At 66.2% G+C, this 21556-nt stretch carries 17 protein-coding genes; all 17 read left to right on the plus strand.

Annotated features, from left to right (window positions below; genetic code table 11):
- The first annotated feature begins 48 nt into the window (after window positions 1-48).
- On the plus strand, window positions 49-1407 hold the full coding sequence (locus tag C7H84_RS32275; protein ID WP_121862607.1) for an NAD(P)/FAD-dependent oxidoreductase: 1359 nt from the start codon (window positions 49-51) through the stop codon (window positions 1405-1407).
- 324 nt (window positions 1408-1731) lie between these two features.
- Window positions 1732-2166, plus strand: coding sequence for a phosphatase (locus C7H84_RS32280; RefSeq protein WP_121862608.1), 435 nt, complete (start codon window positions 1732-1734; stop codon window positions 2164-2166).
- A 589-nt stretch (window positions 2167-2755) separates the two neighbouring features.
- Window positions 2756-3088, plus strand: coding sequence for a hypothetical protein (locus C7H84_RS32290; protein WP_121862609.1), 333 nt, complete (start codon window positions 2756-2758; stop codon window positions 3086-3088).
- Between the two features lie 442 nt (window positions 3089-3530).
- Entirely contained in the window at window positions 3531-5171 is a 1641-nt protein-coding gene (locus C7H84_RS32295; protein WP_121862610.1) for an EAL domain-containing protein, read from the plus strand.
- A 388-nt stretch (window positions 5172-5559) separates the two neighbouring features.
- Entirely contained in the window at window positions 5560-7152 is a 1593-nt protein-coding gene (locus C7H84_RS32300) for an ATP-binding protein (RefSeq protein WP_121862611.1), read from the plus strand.
- 169 nt (window positions 7153-7321) lie between these two features.
- Window positions 7322-9688 carry a DNA polymerase II gene (locus C7H84_RS32305; protein WP_121862612.1) on the plus strand — a complete coding sequence of 789 codons (2367 nt, stop codon included), beginning with the start codon at window positions 7322-7324 and terminating at the stop codon, window positions 9686-9688.
- Window positions 9689-10567: 879 nt separating this feature from the next.
- Window positions 10568-11401: a transporter substrate-binding domain-containing protein gene (locus C7H84_RS32315; protein WP_121862613.1), complete on the plus strand. Its 834-nt coding sequence runs from the start codon at window positions 10568-10570 to the stop codon at window positions 11399-11401.
- A gap of 110 nt (window positions 11402-11511) precedes the next feature.
- Complete coding sequence (locus C7H84_RS32320) at window positions 11512-12351, plus strand: amino acid ABC transporter ATP-binding protein (RefSeq protein ID WP_121862614.1); 840 nt, start codon at window positions 11512-11514, stop codon at window positions 12349-12351.
- A gap of 10 nt (window positions 12352-12361) precedes the next feature.
- Window positions 12362-13033, plus strand: a complete 672-nt coding sequence (locus tag C7H84_RS32325) for an amino acid ABC transporter permease (RefSeq protein ID WP_121862615.1) — start codon at window positions 12362-12364, stop codon at window positions 13031-13033.
- Between the two features lie 10 nt (window positions 13034-13043).
- Window positions 13044-13709 carry an amino acid ABC transporter permease gene (locus C7H84_RS32330; protein ID WP_121862616.1) on the plus strand — a complete coding sequence of 222 codons (666 nt, stop codon included), beginning with the start codon at window positions 13044-13046 and terminating at the stop codon, window positions 13707-13709.
- A 34-nt stretch (window positions 13710-13743) separates the two neighbouring features.
- Window positions 13744-14622 carry a dihydrodipicolinate synthase family protein gene (locus C7H84_RS32335; RefSeq protein ID WP_121862617.1) on the plus strand — a complete coding sequence of 293 codons (879 nt, stop codon included), beginning with the start codon at window positions 13744-13746 and terminating at the stop codon, window positions 14620-14622.
- 63 nt (window positions 14623-14685) lie between these two features.
- The gene (locus tag C7H84_RS32340; RefSeq protein WP_121862618.1) at window positions 14686-15702 is read left to right on the plus strand and encodes a 4-hydroxyproline epimerase; all 1017 of its coding nucleotides are present in this window, start codon (window positions 14686-14688) and stop codon (window positions 15700-15702) included.
- A complete protein-coding gene (locus C7H84_RS32345) occupies window positions 15699-16991 on the plus strand; it encodes an FAD-binding oxidoreductase (RefSeq protein ID WP_205611487.1) in 1293 nt (430 codons plus the stop codon). Before C7H84_RS32340 ends, C7H84_RS32345 begins: the two co-directional genes overlap by 4 nt.
- 15 nt (window positions 16992-17006) lie before the next feature.
- Window positions 17007-18488: an aldehyde dehydrogenase family protein gene (locus tag C7H84_RS32350; RefSeq protein ID WP_121862619.1), complete on the plus strand. Its 1482-nt coding sequence runs from the start codon at window positions 17007-17009 to the stop codon at window positions 18486-18488.
- An 18-nt stretch (window positions 18489-18506) separates the two neighbouring features.
- Entirely contained in the window at window positions 18507-19553 is a 1047-nt protein-coding gene (locus C7H84_RS32355) for a proline racemase family protein (RefSeq protein ID WP_121862620.1), read from the plus strand.
- A 64-nt stretch (window positions 19554-19617) separates the two neighbouring features.
- A complete protein-coding gene (locus tag C7H84_RS32360; RefSeq protein WP_175884188.1) occupies window positions 19618-20325 on the plus strand; it encodes a GntR family transcriptional regulator in 708 nt (235 codons plus the stop codon).
- A gap of 87 nt (window positions 20326-20412) precedes the next feature.
- Window positions 20413-21546, plus strand: coding sequence for a J domain-containing protein (locus tag C7H84_RS32365; protein ID WP_121862621.1), 1134 nt, complete (start codon window positions 20413-20415; stop codon window positions 21544-21546).
- Window positions 21547-21556: the final 10 nt, after the last annotated feature.

Genomic DNA, 21556 nt, shown 5'->3' on the forward strand with positions numbered 1-21556 from the left:
CGGTTCTTGAGCAATGTCATCCGAATCGTCATCAGCGGGAGCCACAACATGGACAACATCACGCCTACCCTTGCAACGGACCGCGCACCGCGCGTGCCGCGCATCGTGATCGTCGGCGGCGGCGCCGGCGGCCTGCAGCTCGCCACGCGTCTCGGCGATACGGTCGGCCGCCGCGGCCAGGCCGACGTCGTGCTCGTCGACCGCTACCCGACGCACTTCTGGAAGCCGCTGCTGCACGAAGCCGCATCCGGCCATCGCGATCCGGCCTCGCACACGATCGAATACGCGGCGCAAGCCAAGCGCCACGGCTTCCGCTTCGTGCAGGGCGCGCTGCACCGGGTCGACCGCGCAGCCCGCACGGCGACGATCGCCGCGGTGCAGGACGCCGACGGCACGGAAATCCTGCCGCAACGCGAGCTCGGCTATGACGATCTCGTGCTCGCAGTGGGCAGCGTGACGAACTTCTTCAACGTGCCGGGCGCCGCGCGCCATGCGTTGCCGCTCGAAAACCTCGACCAGGCCGAGGATTTCCGCCGCAAGTTCCTCGCCGCATGCACGAAGGCGAACCACGTGGCCGAGCAACAGCTCGCGCAGCGCGCAGCACCGATCTGCATCAACGTGATCGGCGCGGGCGCGACGGGGGTCGAACTGGCCGCCGCGCTGCGCCACGCCGTCCAGCAGCTGACGACTTATCGCTTCAAGGCGCTGGTGTCGGCGCGCGACGTGCACATCCGGCTGATCGAAGGCGGCCCGCGCGTCCTGCCGGCGCTCGACGCAAGGCTGTCGGCGAAGATGCATGCGCAATTGCGCACGCTGAGCGTCGACGTGCTGACGGATACGCGTGTGGCGGAAGTCGGCGCGGGTGCAGTCACGACCGCGACGGGCGAGCGGCTCGCGAGCGACATCACGATCTGGGCGGCCGGCGTCGCGGGCCCCGCGATCCTGCGGGAACTCGGCGACATCGCGCTCAACCGGTCGAACCAGGTGATCGTGACCGACACGCTGCAGACGCCCGACGATCCGCATGTGTATGCGTTCGGCGACTGCGCCGCGTGCCCGTCGGCCGACGCGAGCGGGTTCCTGCCGCCGCGCGCGCAGGTCGCGCACCAGCAGGCGGTGTATCTGGGCGAGGCACTCGCGCGGCGCCTGGCCGGCAAGTCTGTCGCGGGTTTCAGGTTCCATGACGCGGGCACGGTCGTTTCCCTCGGCAGCGCCGGCGCCGTGTACCAGGCCGATGTCGGCGTGCGTTCGCGCTCGCTGATCGTCGACGGGCTCGCCGCGATCGGCCTGTACAAGTTCCTGTACCGCAAGCATCTGTTCAGCGTGGTCGGCCTGAAGCGCGCGCTGTTCCAGTCGCTGAGCCACTGGCTGCAAAGCCGCAACCAGCCGTCGATCAAGCTGCATTGATCGTCGACGCGAGTCCGCGGCACCGCGGGACGGCGTATCGGGCACACCTCGCCCGATACGCCGTTTTTTCGTCTGCAATCACCCGGTGCATTCATCGCGTGCGCACGTTTGGTGCATCCCATTGAAGCCCATCGATGCGATGCAGATCATCGGAAAACATCGGATCACACGCATCCCCGCCAGCTCTGGCTTGCCGCCCTATTCATTAGCCAAAGCGTATGAGTCGCATATAAATATTAATTGGTCGCACTTTCCCGGTGGACGCTAAGGTGTGTGGCATTCCCGTCCGCGAACGGATCTTCACGTCTCAGGAGAGGAATCACCGTGGTCATCGAAGCCATCGTCACCCGTCTCGACGCCGCATTCGCGCAGATCGAAGCGACACCGGATTCGCACGAGTCGCGCCACCAGCGCGACGCGATCATCCAGTGGCTCGACAGCGCGTCGGAGCAGGGATATCGACTCGGTCTCGTCACGACGCTGCCGGCCGCCCGGCTCAGCGACATGTTCGAAGGCCAGTTCGGCCGCGCAAACCTCGACCGCTTCTCGGTCGTCGTGACCGACGCCCATCAGCAGGACTCCATAGCAAATCAGCATCCGTTCGACGTCGCGCTGCAGGCGCTGGGTGTGCCGCCCGAGCGCGCGGTCGCCGTCGCGAGCAGCGAACCGGAACGCCGTGAAGCCGAGACGTTCGGCCTGTCGCGTTGCGTGCGCATCACCGACACGGTGCGCTCGATTTCATCGGCAGGCGTGCACTGACCTGAGCACCTGCATACGGGCCGGCTCGCGCCGGCCGGTCGCGATCCGGCGCCACGCCGGCAATCGCGCGACCGAATCCTGACATTCCGCCGTCAAAATTGCTTGCAACAGTTCGGGGCTTGCCGATTCCACCCGGAGACGGCACGACGCGCTTCCTGCGTCGCCCCGCTCGCTTCAAGCCACGATGACATGCCCGACGCGCACCTCCGCCGCGGACGTCGCGCAGACGGTGCTGGCCGCGCTGGATCGCCGGCATTCATCGCAAAGCTCGGCACGGACTGCTACACGTTCACGAACACGGGCACCTGCGCGCACGAACGGATTCGACGTGTGATCCCGTAGTCGACCGATTCCGTTTTCTCGACATACGCGCCGAAGCATCCGGTCGATGACGATCAGCACGCGGCCGTCGTTCCTGTCGATATGGCGCGCATCGCGGCCATGGCGCGCGCAATGGTTCGATGGCGTATCGAATATGGACTCGAACGCTCGCGGCAGCCTCTCGTGACCGAAACGTCGATAGCCGGCAACGTCGCGCCCCGAACTCGGGTGCGCCGATCGTGTCGAAGCTGCATCGCCGGAGAATCACATGAAACGCGCCGCCCCGTTCGCCATCCTGATCGTGCTTGCCGCTGCGAGCCTGCCGGCTCTTGCCGGTTCCGGCGCGGGCGGTTCCGGCGCCGGCGGTACCGCCGGATGGGCCGAGCAGCAGGCGAAAAACTGCGTACCGTCCTCCACTTCCACCTCCGCCGGCACGACGCACGCAGCGCACGCGACATCGAAAGCCCCACCGATCCGAGTGTGCGTCGGCGATTCCGACACGCAACTGAATCTGCCGTGGTTCCTGACCGACGTGCTCACCGCGGTGGACACGCATCAGTCGCCGCGCGAACTGCTCCACAAGATGCGCAATGACTTCTGAGTCGGGGCCGCCCTCGCTCCGAAGCGCGACAGAAAATCGCAAAGACGCCCCCGACGAACGCGCCGAACATCGTTGACGACGATCCGGTGAGCTGGACCGCCGGAGATGACGCGCTACGCAAATGTTTCCTGTTGAGCATCAATCACAGAATTACACCATTTGTTGAATAATATTATTTCGGAATCCAGCGTCCCGACATATACTTCCCGCGCACCATCCTCGTGCCAAGAGACGGTGTCTTCCATCCCGGCCGCATTCCGATGCGGCCGGGGGTTTTTTCGGTGCGCAATACCCATTTACATGCATAATAAATGTATGTTAGTGAGTAGCGCTTCGAATCCAGTGACCTCGTCGCAACGCCCCGGCACGCGTGTCGCAAGCGTAAAAACGATTTGCGTCCCGATATCGGCGCGCATCGTCGTGTCCCGGCCAGGCACGAAGAATGCTGCGCGTGCACTCATGGACCGGCTCGACCTGCATTCCCATGCGCACAACAACAAATGCGACCCGAGGAGCATCCACGCAGGACTCGAAGCCCGCCTTCCAACGCAGCGGCGCGTGGCCGCACGTTGTCTTCCCGCTCGCGCTGATCGCCTGCATCGTCGTGCTCGTGCTGGCGCTCGCCATTGCCGAACGACTCGGGCATGCGTCGATTGCCCGCCACGAGCGCGTCGTCGCGAACGACATCGTGATCTCGGTCGACCACATACTCGAGGGGGTGCGTTCACGGCATTCAGCCGAATTGACCGCGCTGGTCGGACAACCCTGCACCACAATCTTCAGAAGTCTCGCCGAACTCGGCACGCGCCTGCGCTACCTCCGTGCGGTTGCGCTGGTCAACGAAGGGCGTGTCACCTGTTCGTCGGCGCTGGGCCCCATCGACGTGGCGCTCGACAGCTACCTGCGTGCGCCGGAACCGGGGACGATGGCCATTACGCTGCTGCCGCAGACCCCGTTTCAGCATCGCGTCCCGGTGCTGGCCGCGTTTCGCGGGACCGCGCCCGAATCGGGCGTCCTGTATCTGGTCGAGGGCGACTATCTGGCCGACCTGCTCGCGCACGGCGCTCGCCTCGGTGCGGAAACGGCCACGCTGGCGGTCAATGGCACGGGCCGCCTCGACCAACGTGGCGCATATGTGCCGGCGTCAGGTACGGCCCCGGCCGCGGGCAGCGCGATCGCTTCGCGCGCGTGGCCGTTCATGGTCTCGGTGGCCTCGTCGGATCAGTACGTGTCGCAGGTGCTGCGGCACTATCGAATGATCTGCCTGACGATTGCGCTGCTCGTGAACGGGCTCGTCGCGGCGGCCTACCTGCTCGCGATGGCGCCGCGCCGGCTATTGCTGAAGGCCGTGCGCAATGCGCTCAAGCGCAACGAGTTCCACGTCGTGTACCAACCGATCGTCGACGTCCAGACGCGCCGAACCGTCGGCGTCGAAGCGCTGCTCCGTTGGCAGCATCCGAAATGGGGAGCCATCGGCCCGGCCGTGTTCGTCCCGCAGGTCGAATCGAGCACGATCCTGCCGAAGATTACCGAATTCGTGCTGCGCACGGCCGTGTCGGAACTGGCCGACGTCGCGCCGTCGATGCCGCTGCGCATCGCGATCAACGTCGCGCCGAGGGATCTCGAACGCCCGCGCTTCGTGTCCATCGTCGAGGAGACGATTCGCGGGCTTCCGCCGGGCTTCACGCTGGTGCTCGAAGTGACCGAGCGCATCCTGCTCGAAAAGAACGCGCGCACCACCGCGCTGTTTGCCGCGCTGCGCGCGACCGGCGCGAAGTTCGCGATCGACGACTTCGGCACGCATCACAGCAACCTCGACATGCTGTCGCGCTTCCCGTTCGACTACGTGAAGATCGATCGCCAGTTCATCTCGCAGTTGAACACGGGCAACATCAAGCTGATCGAAGGGATCGCGGCCGTCGCCCACCACTACGACCTGAAGATCATCGCCGAGGGCGTGGAGACGGAAGAGCAGCATCGCGCGCTGCAGGCGGTCGGGATCCAGTACGCGCAGGGCTATCTGTATCAGCGCCCGCAACGGCCCGAACACCTGAAGCGGGATTGCGCGCCGATGCCGGTTTAGCGGTCGGCCCGGCCGCCGGCCGGTGCGTCGCGTGCGGGGCCCACGGTGCTGCCGTCTGCCCGGTGCCTCCCCTGCGCCGGCAATGCGCTCGGCCGCGTCGGGAACACCGCCACGGCGCCGCGCGTCGCAGCGCCACCGCACGGCCGGCGCGCAAGCATCGCCCGCCGGAATCCTTGCATACGCGCTCGCCGATGCGTCTGGCGAGCGACGCGCATGCCGCCGCACGGGCCACACTCGCGACTCGACGCTCATGCCGAGCCGAAGGCTTTGATTCGACGTCTTTCGGCAACTATGCTCACCACTATCCCGGTCGCCGTCCGACTGGGCATGAATCCATAGCGCTGTCATGGAATCCTCAGCGCAATCGATCCGTTGAACGAGTTTCCCGATGACGCCAGACCAACCGCCGCTTAATCTTTCGGACCTTCAGCCGGCCGCGGACAACCAGCCGCTGCTCGACCGCTACGCCGAATTCCGCTTCCAGACGGTCGTCGCCTCGATCACCGACTACGCGGTGTTCATGCTCGACCCGCACGGCAACGTCGCGACGTGGAATGCGGGCGCGGAGCGGATCAAGGGCTACCGGATGGACGAGATCCTCGGCAGCCATTTCTCGCGCTTCTATCCGGTCGATGCAATTGCCGCCGGCCTCCCCGCGCACGCGCTCGAAGCCGCGGCCGCGTACGGGCACTTCCAGGACGAGAGCTGGCGCGTGCGCAAGGACGGTTCGCGGTTCTGGGCGAGTGTGACGATCACGGCCGTACGCGACGAATCGAACCAACTGCGCGGCTTCATCAAGATTACGCGCGACATGACCGAGCGCAAGCGCGTCGAGGAGCTCGAAACGGCCACGCGGCGGCTCGACGTGTTCATCGCGACGCTCGCGCACGAACTGCGCAACCAGCTCGCGCCGCTGCGCAATACGATCGGCATTCTTCACAGCCTGCCGGCGTCCGAACTGGGCCCTGCGCTCACGCAATGCAAGAACATCGCCGATCGCCAGATCGAACAGCTCGTTCGCCTCGTCGACGATCTGCTCGACATCGGGCGCATCAAGTCCGACAAGATCGAGCTGAAGAAAGCGCCGCTGAACGTGCGCGACATCGTGTACCGGAGCGTGCAGGGCATTCAGCCGAAGGTCGACGCGCGCGGTCAGCAGATTCTCGTGCGCCTGCCGCCGGGACCGGTAATGATTCACGGCGACGACGTGCGGCTCGTGCAGGTGCTGTACAACCTGCTCGACAACGCATCGAAGTATTCGCCTAACGACGAGCGCATCGAGATTCACGTCCGCACCGAAGGGAACACCGTTGCGATCGATATCGTCGATCGCGGAATCGGGATCGTGCCCGGCGCGGAGGAATCGATCTTCAACCTGTTCGAACAGGACAACGCCGCGGAGCGGCACGCGCCCGGCGGCCTCGGCCTCGGCCTTGCCATCAGCAGGAAGTTCGTCGAACTGCACGGCGGCAACATCACGGCCAACAGTGCCGGTATCGGCAAGGGGGCGTCGTTCACCGTACGGCTGCCGATCGCACCACCCGAACCTGCGGTCGATCCCGCCCAGAAAGCGCCGGCGCCATTGACCGCGCATGCGCTGCGCGTGCTGATCGTCGACGACAACCGCGAAGCAGCCGACACGCTCGCCATCCTGCTGCAGATCAAGGGGCACACGACGCGCGTCGCGTACCACGCGCGCGAAGCGTTGCCGCTGGCACGCGCGTTCGCGCCGCACCTGATGCTGATCGATCTGAGCATGCCGGACGTCAGCGGCTTCGAGCTGCTGCGGGAACTGAAGGCGACCGACGCCGCACCCGATGCGTTCTGCGTCGCGCTGTCCGGCCATGTGCGTTCGTCCGACCGCAACGAAACCAGGGACGCCGGTTTCCACGATCATTTCGCGAAGCCGATTCCGATCGACGCGCTGGACGGCTTGCTCGTGCTTGTCGAAGACAACGCACGGCGCCACGGCCGACTGTGACGATGGGCGCGCCAGCTGCGATCCTGCTGCGGCCGACCGACCCCGCACGCATCGGGTCGCGCGTCGCGCGGCGGCTTCCTGTCACCTGATGCCAATGGCGCCGCCTTCGGCGGGAACCGCGGACAGGCGCTAAAATTCGCCGCCTGGGCATCCACGACGAGCAAGCGTTTTGACGGACTTCGAGCAGGGTTTCATCCTCACCCGCCACTGGCGGGACACCGCGTCCGGCATAGAGATCGAGTTCTGGCTGGCAACCGAACACGGCCCGCGCCGCGTGCGGTTGCGCCCGCAGGAAGCCGTCGCGTTCGTGCCGGCCGAGCAGCAAGCGCTCGCCGAACGCACGCTGGCCGGCGAGCACGACGCCGAACTGCGCCCGCTCGCGCTGCGCGACTTCCGCCAGCGTCCGGTGGCCGGCCTCTACTGCCGGCGCTATCGCCATCTGTCCGGACTTCAGAAACGCCTGGCCGCGGCCGGTGTCGACGTCTACGAAGCCGACGTGCAGCCGCCCGACCGTTACACGATGGAGCGCTTCATCACGGCGCCCGTGCTGTTTCGCGGCGCGGCCGGCCGCGACGGCACGCTGACCGACGGCGAACTGAAACCCGCGATCGGCTATCGCCCGACCCTGCGTTGCGTGTCGCTCGACATCGAGACGAGCGTGCACGGCGAACTGTATTCGATCGCGCTCGAAGGCTGCGGACAGCGGCAGGTCTACATGCTCGGGCCGCCAAACGGCGACGCGCCGGCGGCGGATTTCCGGCTCGACTACTGCGACAGCCGGCCCGAGATGCTCGCGCGGCTCAACGACTGGTTCGACGCGCACGATCCCGATGCAGTGATCGGCTGGAATCTCGTGCAGTTCGACCTGCGCATCCTGCATGCGCATGCGGAGCAGTACGGCGTGCCGCTGAAGCTTGGGCGCGGCGGCAGCGTGCTCGAGTGGCGCGCGCACGGCCAGCAGCCCGACCACTTCTTCGCGGGTGCGGCCGGCCGCCTGATCCTTGACGGTATCGACATGCTGAAGTCGGCGACGTGGACGTTCCCGTCGTTCAGCCTCGAATATGTATCGCAGTCGCTGCTCGGCGAAGGCAAGTCGATCGACAATCCGTATCAGCGGATGGATGAGATCCAGCGCCGCTTCGATCACGACAAGCCCGCGCTCGCGCACTACAACCTGAAGGACTGCGAACTCGTCACACGCATCTTCGAGAAGGCCGACCTGCTGTCCTTCGCGCTCGAACGCGCGACCGTCACGGGCCTCGCGGCCGATCGCACCGGCGGCTCGGTCGCCGCGTTCACGCACCTGTACCTGCCGCGCATGCACCGGCTCGGCTACGTCGCGCCGAACCTCGGTGACGTCGTCGGACAGAACAGCCCCGGCGGCTTCGTGATGGATTCGCGGCCGGGCCTGTACGACTCGGTGCTGGTGTTCGACTACAAGAGCCTCTATCCGTCGATCATCCGCACGTTTCTGATCGATCCGGTGGGGCTGATCGAAGGGCTCGCGCATCCGGGCGACGACACGTCGGTGCCCGGCTTTCTCGGCGCGCGGTTTTCGCGCACCGCGCATTGCCTGCCCGACATCGTGCGGCGCGTGTCGGAAGGTCGCGACGAAGCGAAGCGTCAGGGCAACGCGCCGTTGTCGCAGGCGCTGAAGATCATCATGAATTCGTTCTACGGCGTGCTCGGTTCGACCGGCTGCCGGTTCTTCGATCCTCGCCTCGCATCGTCGATCACGATGCGCGGCCACGAGATCATGCACCGTACGCGCGAGTTGATCGAAGCGCAGGGTTACGAAGTGATCTACGGCGACACCGATTCGACTTTCGTGTGGCTGGGAAGCGAACACGATGACGATGCGGCCGCCGCGAAGGGCCGCGCGCTCGTCGAGCATGTGAACCACTGGTGGCACGCGCACCTGCGCGATCGCTTCGGGCTCGAGAGCGCGCTCGAATTGCAGTACGAGCGCCACTACCACCGCTTCCTGATGCCGACCGTGCGCGGCGCGGAAGAAGGCAGCAAGAAGCGCTACGCGGGCCTCGCGCGCGCGGCGAACGGCGGCGAGGATCTCGTGTTCAAGGGGCTCGAAACGGTGCGCACGGACTGGACGCCGCTCGCGCAGGCATTCCAGCGCGAGCTCTATCGGCGCGTGTTCAAGCGCGAGCCGTACCGGGACTTCATCCGCGACTACGTGCAGCGCACGCTTGCCGGCGAATACGACGCGCAACTGATTTATCGCAAGCGCGTGCGGCGACCGTTGAGCGAATATCAGCGCAACGTGCCGCCGCATGTGCGCGCCGCGCGGATCGCCGACGAATTCAATGCCGCGCAGGGCCGGCCGCTGCAATACCAGCGCGGCGGATGGATCAGCTACGTGATGACGACGGCCGGCCCTGAGCCGCTCGAGACGATGCGCTCGCCGATCGACTATGCGTTTTACGTGAGCCGCCAGCTGCAGCCGGTCGCCGATGCGATCCTGCCGTTCCTGCGCGACGACTTCGAGCGCGTGATTTCGGGGCAGGGGCAATTGTTCTGAGGCCACCGGTGCGGCGACTTCATGCTTGCCGCATCGGGCATATGGTTGCTCACGCAACCACTTCGCGCGCCCCATTTTCCTTTCAGTTTGCGTGCCCCACGATCGGCATTCCGGCCGGCCCATGCGCCGGGCGATAAGTAAAACCGACCGACCCGGCCGGAAATCCGACTTGGGCGCCGTGCGCACCGCAGCGCCCTCTTTCTTCCAACGCAATCGGTCCCATCGCACGGTTGCATGCCTGACGCGGCCGCGCCGTGGCGCCCGGCCTCAACCACGACCGGTTCGTCCGCCTCCCCGTCGCTGTGAGAACTTGCTGGTGGGCCAGCACTAACGGCACGCCCGATGCTATCCAGTTCGATGCGTCGATTACCGTGAACAGCGCGCCGATGCAGCGGCATCGCGCTGCTGCCCGAATACGCGGTTGCAAACGAGTGGCGTATCGGCACGCTGACGCGCGTGCTCGCGTCGACCGGCGCGGCGGTCCGGGCGGCGTTGTGTCCCTCCGTTCGCCGGCCGATCTGCGGTGCCGTCGGCGCCCAGCACGACGGCACCCCATTCACCCATCCCCTTCTTCCGACCGACACTCGCGCCGCACGCGGCCCCCACTCCAACCGTCCGCAGCATTCCGTTGATCTTTCCCGCACCGACCCGGCTTAACCGCGCCCCGGTCATACGTCGTACCGCCTTTCTCCGCCTGCCTTCCAGCACCGCCCCGCATACGCCCCGGGGAAAACCCGATCACGTCACAGCCCAACTTCTCGTTGACACGGCGATTTTTGCCCCTCTAATATGCACACAACGTTGCACACAATAAAACACACATCGATGTGTGTCGAAAACAGCAGACGTGCGGGTTTACCCATCTCAAGTGAGGTCACCATGAATCGACTGTCTTGTTTCACCCGTCAGATCGCCGCGTGCACCGTCGCGGCGGCATCGCTCGTCGCAGCCGCGCCGTCATACGCCGCCGGGCCCGACACCTGGGCTGCCGTGAAGAAGGCCGGCGTCCTGCGGTGCGGCGCCGCGGTCGCGCCGCCGTACGTGATGCGCGATCCGAAGACGGGCGCCTACAGCGGCTTCTTCTCCGATCTGTGCCGCGATTTCGGGCAGAACGTGCTGAAGGTGAAGGTCGAATTCGTCGACACGAGCTGGGACAACATCGTGGCCGGCCTGCAATCGGACAAGTGGGATCTGTCGCTCGCGCTGAACGACACCCCTGAGCGTGAGAAAGCCGTCGCGTTCTCCGCGCCGGCGACCGACTACAACGTCTCGTTCGTCTACAACAAGAACAACCCCAAGATCGCGAAGCCCCTGCGCTCGCTCGCCGACATCGACAAGCCGAACGTCACGGTCGCGGTGATGTCCGGCACGTCGCAGGACAAGGCGATCTCGGCCGAACTGAAACAGGCGCGGATCATGCGGCTGCCCGGCAACGACGAGACGCGCCTGTCGCTGATCTCGAAGCGCGCCGACCTGCTCGCCGACGCGAACATCACCAACATGCTGCTGACGGAAGCGCACTCGGACTGGGCGGCGAGCTTCGACCCCGCGCCGCCGCTCGCACAGCAGGAAGTCGCGTTCGGCCTGCGCAAGGACACGCCGAAGGCCGACCTCGACGTGCTCAACAACTACCTCGTGCAGCAGGTCAAGTCGGGGGCGGTGAACCGCCTGATCAAGACGTCCGTGCAAGCGATGCTCGTGCCCGGCAAATAAGCGCCGGCCGCACGCACCGCGCTACCTGCGGGCCCGGCGAAGCCCGCCGGGCACCGGTTTTCCGATTCGCACTTTGCGCGCCGAGCTCGGGCGCCGCTGGAGAGACAGTCATGTTGTCGCCTCAAACGACGGCCGTCCGGTCGGCCATGCATCCCCTTTCGACCACGCGCGTCGCCGCGTCCGCGCCGGACGGCGATTTCGTGCAGTTGCGCGACGTGCACAAGGCCTACGGCCCGAACCTCGTCGTGATGGACGGCATGAGCCTCGACATGCGAGTCGACGACCGGCTCGTGATCATCGGCCCGAGCGGCAGCGGCAAGAGCTCGCTGCTGCGCGTGATGATGGGACTCGAAGGCATCCAGCGCGGCGAGATCGCGTTCCAGGGCGCGTCGTACATCCGCGGCGGCGACGCCCGCGGCGGCTGGCGCATCGACGCGAAGCTGCAGAAGCAGATCGGCATGGTGTTCCAGCACTACACGCTGTTTCCGCACCTGTCGGTGCTCGGCAACCTGATTCTCGCGCCTGTGCGCGTCGGCGGCTTGTCGAAGTCGGATGCGACCGAGCGCGCCCGCATGTATCTCGCGCGCCTTGGACTCGAAAGCAAGCTGCATGCATATCCGAGCCAGCTGTCCGGCGGCCAGAAGCAGCGCGTGGCAATCGCCCGCGCGCTGATGCTCGAACCGAAGCTGATGCTGTTCGACGAAGTGACGTCCGCGCTCGATCCGGAGATGGTCGTCGAAGTCCAGAACGTGATGCTGCAGCTCGCCGAGCAGAAGATGGCGATGATCATCGTCACGCACGACATGCACTTCGCGAAGGACATCGCGACGCGCGTCGTGTTCTGCGCGAACGGCAAGATCGTCGAACAAGGGGCGCCGGACCAGATCTTCAAGTGTCCGAAGGAAGCGCGCACGCGCGAATTCCTCGAGAAAGTGCTGCATCTCGACTGAGGCCGAAGCCATGAACTATCACTTCGATTTCAGCTTCCTCGCCGGCAGCGTCGGCGCGCTGCTCGACGGGTTGAAGGTCACCGTCGTACTCGCCGTCTCCGCGAATGCGATGGGCCTCGTGCTCGGCTTCGCGCTGTGCCTGCTCGCGATGAGCCGCTGGACGATCGTGCGCTGGCCCGCCCAGCTCTTCATCGAATTCTTCCGCTGCACGCCCGCGCTGCTGCAGATCATCTGGTTCTTCTACTGCATCCCGATGATGGTCGACGTGTTCATCGACCCGGTCGCAATGGGCGTGCTCGCGCTCGGCCTGAACCTCACCGCGTTCAACGCGGAAGCGTACCGCGCCGGTGTGCAGGCGGTGCCGAAGGAGCATCTCGACGCGGCGGTGGCACTCGGCCTGCGGCCGTGGCAGCGCACGATCTTCGTCGTGCTGCCGCAGGCGCTGCGCGGCGCGATGCCCGTACTGCTGACCAATGGCATCGGCAGCCTGCAGCAAAGCGCGCTGGTCGCGATCGTCGCGGTGGGCGATCTGATGTACGTCGCGAAGAGCATCGCGACCGAAGCGTACCGGCCGCTCGAAACCTATTCGGTCGTCGCGCTGGTGTATTTCGCGCTGTCGCTGCCGATCGCGAAACTCGTCAACGTCATCGAGCGCCGCCAGGACGTCGCCGTCCAGCGCTGAGGAGCCCGTCGTGAATCTCGATTTTTCAGTCGTCTGGCCGTACTGGCTCGTGCTCGCGAAAGGCCTCGCGTTGACGCTGGCGTTCACCGCGACGTGCGCGCTCGTCGGCAGCCTGCTCGGCTTCGTGCTGAGCCTGTTGCGGATGTCGCCGTCGCGCTGGCTGCGCGGGCCAGTCACCGCGTTCGTCGAATTCTTCCGCGGCACGCCGCTACTGATCCAGCTGTTCTGGGTGTTCTTCTGCTTCCCGGTGGTGCTGCGGCTGCCGATTCCGCCGTACCTGTCGGTGTTGATCTCGCTGACGCTGTACATGGCCGCGATCACGAGCGAGACGTTCCGCGGTTCACTGAAGTCGATCGCCGGCGAGCAGCACGACGCATGCATCGCGCTCAGCCTGTCGCCGCACGTGAAGATCGTCTACGTGATCTTTCCGCAGGCGCTGCTGCGCGCGATCCCGCCGCTGCTGTCGAACGTCGTGAGCCTGTTCAAGGAAAGCGCGCTCATTTCGTCGGTGGGAATCGCCGACCTGATGTTCGTTGGCCAGAACGTGTCGAATAGCACCGCGCGGCCCGTCGAATTCCTGACGACCGTCGCCATCATCTATTTCCTCGTCGCCTTTCCGCTGACCCGACTGGTCGGCGTAGTGGAGTCCAGGATGCTCAGGCGCTATGCCTACTAACTCGCAACGCTCTCACCAAAGCCGGAGAAATCTCATGCAACTGAAAGGCATTCTGCCCGCCCTCGTCACGCCGTTCGATGCGTCGGGCGCGGTCGATCACGACACGCTCGCGTCGATCCTCGAATTTCAGCTCGCCGCGGGCGTCAGCGGCTTCGTGCCGCTCGGGTCGACCGGCGAGTACTACGCGCTCACGAACGATGAGCGCCGCGCGGTGATGAAGACCGTGCGCGAAGTGGTCGGCAGCCGCGGCACGCTGATCGCGGGCGCGAACGGCTCTTCGACGCGCGAAGTGATCGAGCAGGTTCGCCAGGCGCGCGATGCCGGCTACACGAACATCCTGATCGCGCCGCCGTACTACGCGCTGCCGTCGCAGGACGAACTGATCGGCCACTACGACGCGATTCTCGCGGCGGTGACCGACGTGAACGTGATCCTGTACAACTACCCGGTGCGCACCAACGTCGAGGTCGGCTTCGGCGTGCTCGACGCGTTCAAGGATCATCCGCGCGTGATCGGCATCAAGGAAAGCAGCGGCAACCTGCTGCGCGCGATCGAGATCGGCGGCAAATACCGCGACCACTACCAGCTGTCGTGCGGCTCCGACGACCAGGCGCTCGACTTCTTCCTGTGGGGCGCGACGAGCTGGATCTGCGGGCCGGCGAACTGCTTCGCGAAACAGGTCGTGAGCTTCTACGACAAATTCTCGGCCGGTGATGTCGCAGGTGCACAGAACGTGATGCGCTCGCTGTTCCCGGTGATGGCGAGCATGGAGTCGGGCAAGTTCATCCAGAAGGTCAAGTACGGTTGCGAGCTGGCCGGCTTCAAGGTCGGCAATGCACGCATGCCGCTGCAGCCGCTGACGGATCAGGAGAAGGCCGAGTTCCGCACGATCTTCGAGGCGTCGCAGGCGTAATACCGCAATGCGCTTCCGTACTGGCGCCGTTGGGCGCCGGTACGCCGACCGGGGAATTCAAACATGACGATTCAAAGCTTTACCTGTATCGAAGGCCATACCGAAGGGATGCCGGTGCGCATGGTGATCGACGGTGCGCCGGCGCTGCAAGGTGCGACGATGAACGCGCGCCGCGAGGACTTCGTCGCGCATCACGACTGGGTGCGCCGCACGCTGATGCTGGAGCCGCGCGGCCATGCGCACATGTCGGGGACGATCTTCTATCCGCCGGTCAGCGACAACGCCGATTTCAGCCTGCTGTTCATCGAGACGTCGGGGTGCCTGCCGATGTGCGGCCACGCGACGATCGGCTCGATCGCGTTCGCGATCGAGGAGCGTCTCGTCGCGCCGAAGCAGCCGGGCACGGTGACGGTCGACGTGCCGGCCGGCCAGATCGTCGCGCGCTACGAGTTGGACGGCGCTCGCGTGAAGTCAGTGCGCTTCACCAATGTTCCGAGCTTCCTGCTCGCGCGCGACGTCGAGATCGACGTTCCCGCGCTCGGCACGCTGGCCGTCGATATCGCGTACGGCGGCAATTTTTATCCGATAGTCGAGGTCCAGCCGAACTTCCCCGGTTGCGAACACTTCACGCCGGACGAGCTGCTGGCGTGGGGCCGCGACGTGCAGCGCGCGGTGAACACGGCGCTCGACGTCGTGCATCCCGATCACCCGGCGATTCGCGGCGTGCGGCATTGCATGTGGACGGGCAAGCCGATCGCGGACGACGCACAAGGGCGCGCGGTGGTAATCGCAGGCGACAGCCTCGTCGATCGCTCGCCGTGCGGCACCGGTAGTTCGGCCCGCGTCGCGCAGCGCTTCGCCCGCGGCTGGCTGAACGCCGGCGACGCCTACTGCCACGAGAGCCTGATCGGCAGCCGCTTCATCGGCCGCGTCGAGTCGGTCACACGCCTGGACAGCGGGCTCGACGCGGTGCGGCCGAGCATCGAAGGACGCGCATGGGTGACCGGGCGCGCGCAGTATCGTGTCGATGCGTCCCAGCCGTATGCGCACGGCTTCAGCCTGCAGGAGTTCGTCAATTGAACGCGATTCCGCGTCACCATGCGGCCGCCGCGCCCGGCACCGCTCGCGAGGAAACGACCGTCGTGATCGGCGGCGGGATCGTCGGCGTGTGCTGCGCGCTCTATCTGCAGCGCGACGGCCGCGCCGTCACCCTGATCGATCCGGCCGCGCCCGGCGACAGCACCGCGAAATGGAGCTGCGGGCAGATGGCGGTCAGCGAGGTCATTCCGCTGTCGAAACCCGGCATCCTGCTGAAGGTGCCGCGCTGGCTGATGGACCAGAACGGGCCGCTCGCGCTGCGGCCCGGCGCGCTGCCCGGCATCCTGCCGTGGTTCTTCCGGTTCGTCGCGTCGGCCCGCCACGCGAAGATCGTGTCGATCGCGCAGGCTATGGCCACGCTCACGCACGACGTCTATTCCGACTACGCGCCGCTGCTCGATGCGTGCGGCGACCGCGCGCTGCTGGGCCAGCGCCCGGTGCTGGAAGTATTCGACGATCCGGCGGGCATCGCGCACGAGCAACCGCATCTGGAACTGCGGCAATCGCTCGGCTTCGCGTCGCAGCGGCTGAGCGCCGCCGACATCGGCGATCTCGAACCGCCGCTCGCCGGCCGGTTCAAGCACGGGCTGCTGTTCCCCGACTGGCGCGCGGTCAACGATACCGAAGGCTTCATCGCGGCGCTCACCGCCAGCTTCGAAGCGCAAGGCGGACGCCGCATCCGTGCGAATGCCACGCGCATCGACGAAGCCGACGGACGCGCGACCGGCGTGACGCTCGCGAACGGCGAGCGCCTCGCGGCCGATCACATGGTGGTGGCGGCCGGCACCGGCTCGCGGCAATTCTTCGGCCAGCTCGGCGTGCGCGTGCCGCTCGAAGGCATCGCCGGCTACCAGGCGCTGGTGACCGAGCCGGGCGTCGAGTTCCGCCACTCCGTGATCTACGCGGACGGCGGCTTCTGCTTCAGCCCGATGACACGCGGGCTGCAGATCGGTGGCACCATCGAGTTCGCGGGCCGCGATGCGGCACCGAACTTCCGGCGCGCGGACATCATCCTGGAGAAGGCCAAACGCATCCTGCCCGAGCTTCAAACCGCCCGCGTCGAATACGGCGTCGGCTATCGGCCGTTCCTGCCCGACACGAAACCGGTGATCGACCGCTCGAAGCGACTGCCGAACGTCATCATGGCGTTCGGCCACGGCCAGCTCGGGCTCACGCTCGGCGCAACCACGGGGCGCCTGGTCGGCGATCTCGTGGCCGGCCGCCCGACGCGGCAGGACCTGGCGCCGTTCAGCGCTTATCGCTTCGCCTGACCTACGAGACTCTTCATGCAATCCTACGAACGACTTTTCATCGACGGCCGCTGGGTAGCGCCCGTTCAGGGCCGTACCTTCGATACGCTCGATCCGAGCGATGAAACGGTGATCGCAAAGGTGGCCGCCGCCACCGCTGAAGACATCGACGCCGCGGTCAACGCCGCCCGCCGCGCTTTCGACGCAGGCCCGTGGCCGCGCATGAGCGGCGCGCAGCGCGCCGCCGTGCTGCGCGCGATCGCGCAAGGTATTCGCGACCGCCTGCCCGAGCTGGCCGAACTCGAAGTGCGCGACAACGGCAAGCCGCTGCCCGAAGCGCTGTGGGATCTCGGCGACGCCGCCGGTTGCTTCGACTTCTATGCGGGGCTCGCCGAACAGCTCGACGGCAGCGCCGAGACGCCTGTGCCGCTCGCGGACGAACGCTTCAGCACGGTCGTCCGCAAGGAGCCGATCGGCGTGGCCGGTGCGATCATCCCGTGGAATTTCCCGCTGCTGATGGCTGCGTGGAAGGTCGCACCGGCGCTCGCGGCCGGCTGCACGATGGTGTTGAAGCCGTCCGAACTGACGCCGCTCACCGCGCTGGAACTCGCTGGCATCGCCGACGCGGCCGGGTTGCCGGCCGGCGTGCTGAACGTCGTGACAGGCCTCGGTACAGACGCCGGCGCGCCGCTCGCCGAGCATCCGGGCATCGACAAGCTCGCGTTCACCGGCAGCGTGCCGACCGGCAGCCGGATCATGAAGGCGGCCGCACGCGACATCAAGAACGTGAGCCTCGAACTCGGCGGCAAGTCGCCGTTCATCGTGTTCGGCGACAGCGATCTCGAAGCGGCGGTCGAATGGATCCTGTTCGGCATCTTCTGGAACCAGGGCGAAGTGTGTTCGGCCACATCGCGCGTCCTCGTCGAGCGCTCGCTGTATGCCCCGCTCGTCGAGCGGCTCGCGCAGGAAGCGCGCAAAATCACCATCGGCAACGGCCGCGACGACGGCGTGCTGCTCGGCCCGCTGGTGAGCCGGGGGCAGTACGACAAGGTGCGGGAGGCGATCACGCGCGGCCGCGACGAAGGCGCGCGGCTCGTGACGGGCGGTGCGCGGCCCGCGCATCTCGAACGCGGCTACTTCATCGAGCCCGCCGTGTTCGCCGACGTGCCGGAAGACAGCTGGATCTGGCGCGAGGAAATTTTCGGGCCGGTGGTGTGCGTGCGGCCATTCGATACCGAAGACGAAGCGGTACGCTCGGCCAACGATTCGCGCTTCGGTCTCGCGGCAGCGGTCATGTCGGCCGATCTGCCGCGCTGCGAGCGCGTAGCACGCGCGATGCGCGCGGGGATCGTGTGGATCAACTGCTCGCAGCCGACGTTCACCGAGGCGCCGTGGGGTGGCTACAAGCAGAGCGGGATCGGGCGCGAGCTCGGCGAGTGGGGCCTGAACAATTACCTGGAAATCAAGCAGATCACGCGCTACGACAGCGACAAGCCATGGGGCTGGTATATCAAGTAAGACGAAGGTGAATCGATCATGCGCTGGAACAAAACGCTGCAGCTCGTCGACGTGCATTGCGAGGGCGAGATCGGCAAGGTCATCACCGGCGGCGTCCTCGACGTGCCGGGCAAGACCATGCTCGACAAGATGAATTACATCAACGAGACGGACGACAGCTTGCGGCGCCTGGTCGTGCTCGAACCGCGCGGCTGCCTGCAGATGTCGGTCAACCTGCTGCTGCCGCCGACACGGCCGGAAGCGCACGCCGGCTTCATCGTGCTGCAGGCCGACAAGGCGCACCCGATGTCGGGCAGCAACTGCATCTGCGTCGTGACCGCGTTGCTCGAACTCGGGATGGTGCCGATGCGGGAACCGGAGACCACGGTCGTGCTCGACACGCCGGCCGGGCTCGTCACCGCGCGGGCCGCGTGCCGCAACGGCCGCTGCGTCGGCGTCTCGCTCGACATGGTGCCGGCATTCGTCGAACAGCTCGACGTCGACGTGCACACGCCCGACTTCGGCACGATCAAGGTCGACATCGCGTTCGGCGGTGTTTACTACGCGCTCGTCGACGTCGGCCAGATCGGGCTCGACATCGCGCCCGGCAACGCGCGGCAACTCGCGACGCACGGCGTGCGGCTCAAGGAGATCATCAATCGGCAGGTCGCCGTGCAGCATCCGCTGTTCCGGGAGATCGACGAGGTCGCGTACGTGATGTTCCGCAACCGCGTCGACGATACCGTCTACCAGACCTGCACGACGCTGCCGCCCGGCCGCGTCGACCGCTCGCCGTGCGGTACCGGCAGCTCGGCCAACCTCGCGACGCTGGCCGCGCGCGGACGCGTGCAGGTCGGCGACGTGCTCACGTCGCGCTCGACGATCGGCGGCGAATTCCGCGTCGAGCTGCTCGGCACGACCGAAGTGGGCGGGCGGCCGGCCGTGCTGCCGCGCGTGACCGGGCGCGCATGGGTGTTCGGGTTCCAGCAGCTCGGCGTCGACCCCGACGATCCGCTCGCCGCCGGGTTCATGCTCAGCGATACGTGGGGCGACGGATTTGGGTCGTCCGCGGCGTCGGGCACGTGAGGACGCGATGCTAAACTCCAGAGCGCGCCCGGCGAACCGGGCCGATTACAGGAAGGGTAGCGAGATGAGCAAAGAGGCCGTTGAAACCGAAGGGGGCGGCCGCCGGCACGGCGGGCGGTACGTGTATGAGGAATTGCGCAAGCAGATCCTGACGCTGAAGCTGAAGCCGGGCGTACAGCTCGACGAAATCTCGCTCGCCGCGCAGTTCGGGCTGTCGCGCTCGCCGGTGCGCGACGCGATCGCGCGACTGAGCAGCGAAGGGCTCGTCACGATCCTGCCGAACCGAACGACGCTCGTCACGCCATTCGAGATCGAGGAATTCCCGAAATACATCTCGGCGCTCGATCTGATCCAGCGTGCGGTCACGCGGCTCGCGGCCACGCAGCGTTCCGAAGGCGACCTCGCAAAGATCCGCAAGGCCGACGACGTATACATGGAAGCCGTCGCGAGCGGCGACTTCCAGGCGATGTCGGAGACCAACAAGGCGCTGCACATGGCGATCGCGCATGCAGCGAACAACCCGTACTTCGTCGGCTACTACGAACGGCTGCTCGGCGAAGGGCAGCGCCTGCTCCACCTGCATTTCGACTTCACCGTGAGTTCGCCGACGGCCGCGAAGCTCGGCCGCGATCACGACGAACTGATCGACGCGATCGTGCGCCGCGACGCGGACGCCGCCGAACGTGCCGCCCACGAGCACACGATGCTGTTCCAGAAGCGCTTCCTCGACTACATGAAGCAGAACATGACGGAATCGATGGCGGTGCTGTAACGCGTCGGCATCGGCGCACCGGCGCGCGCCGGTCCGGCTAAAATACCGCCCTGCCGCGCCCCCTGCCGCGGCCGGAGGATATTAATCATGACCGCACGTCGCGGTGCCGCGGTTGCCATCGCGCCCGGTCACGAGACAGCCAGTCTGTCCAAAGCCCAGACAACGTTCAATACGCTCGTCAAACACATCGAAAAGCGCCGTGAGCGGCTCGGCGCGTGGGAAGCCGTGATGCCGGCGTTCCAGAAGAAATTCGTCGACGGGCTGTTGCCGCTCGAACAGGAAGCGACGGCGCTGCGAATCCAGCTGATCCATCTGCTCGACGACGCGTTCCTGCAGAAGGGCCTGAGCAAGGCCGAGCAGCGCACGCTGTCCGACCTGATCGCCGACATGGCGGGCGATTTGCTGAACGTGAGCGACGACGCGACGCTGAAGATTATTTACAACCGGCATGCCGGATCCGCGCACACCGGCCACGCAGCGGCCGCTCCCGAGCCCACCAAAACGGAACGGGAACAGGAGCCCGAACCGCAATCGCAAACGCCGGAGGATCTCGACTCGCTGTCCCCCGACGAACTCGCCGAGCGCATGCAAGCCGAACTCGACGCGCAGTTCGAGCGCGACATGGCCGCTCATGCGGCCCGCGAGGCCCAGCGCGCGAAGCGCAAGAAAGCGCCGAAGCAATCGGCCGCGCAAGCGCGGATCGAAGCCGAACAGGCCGAATCGAACAAATCGATCCGCGAGATCTATCGCAAGCTCGCAAGCGCGTTGCATCCCGATCGCGAAACCGATCCGCAGGAACAGCAACGCAAGACCGTGCTGATGCAGCGGGTCAATCGCGCTTACGAAAAGGGCAATTTGCTGCAACTCCTCGAACTGCAGCTGGAGATCGAGCAGATCGACCGGCGTGCGATTGACGGCCTCAGCGAAGCGCGGCTCACGCGCTACAACGGCATCCTCGAGGAACAACTGCGCGAGCTCGATCAGGAGATCGTCCACGTCGAGAACGACTTCCGGCGCACGTACGGCATCGCGCCGTCCACGAAGGTCGCACCCGATACCGTGATGCGCATCCTCACGCGCGACATCGCCGGCATGCAGCGCAGCAACCAGGACCTGAGCGTCGCGCTGCGCGAGTTCGAGGATCCGGACAAGGTCAGGGACTGGTTGAAGGACATGAAGCGCCGGCCGGCGCGCTCGCGCTTCGACGACGATTCGTATTGAGCGGGCACGC

The organism is Burkholderia sp. Nafp2/4-1b (assembly GCF_003635165.1).
GTDB lineage: Bacteria > Pseudomonadota > Gammaproteobacteria > Burkholderiales > Burkholderiaceae > Burkholderia.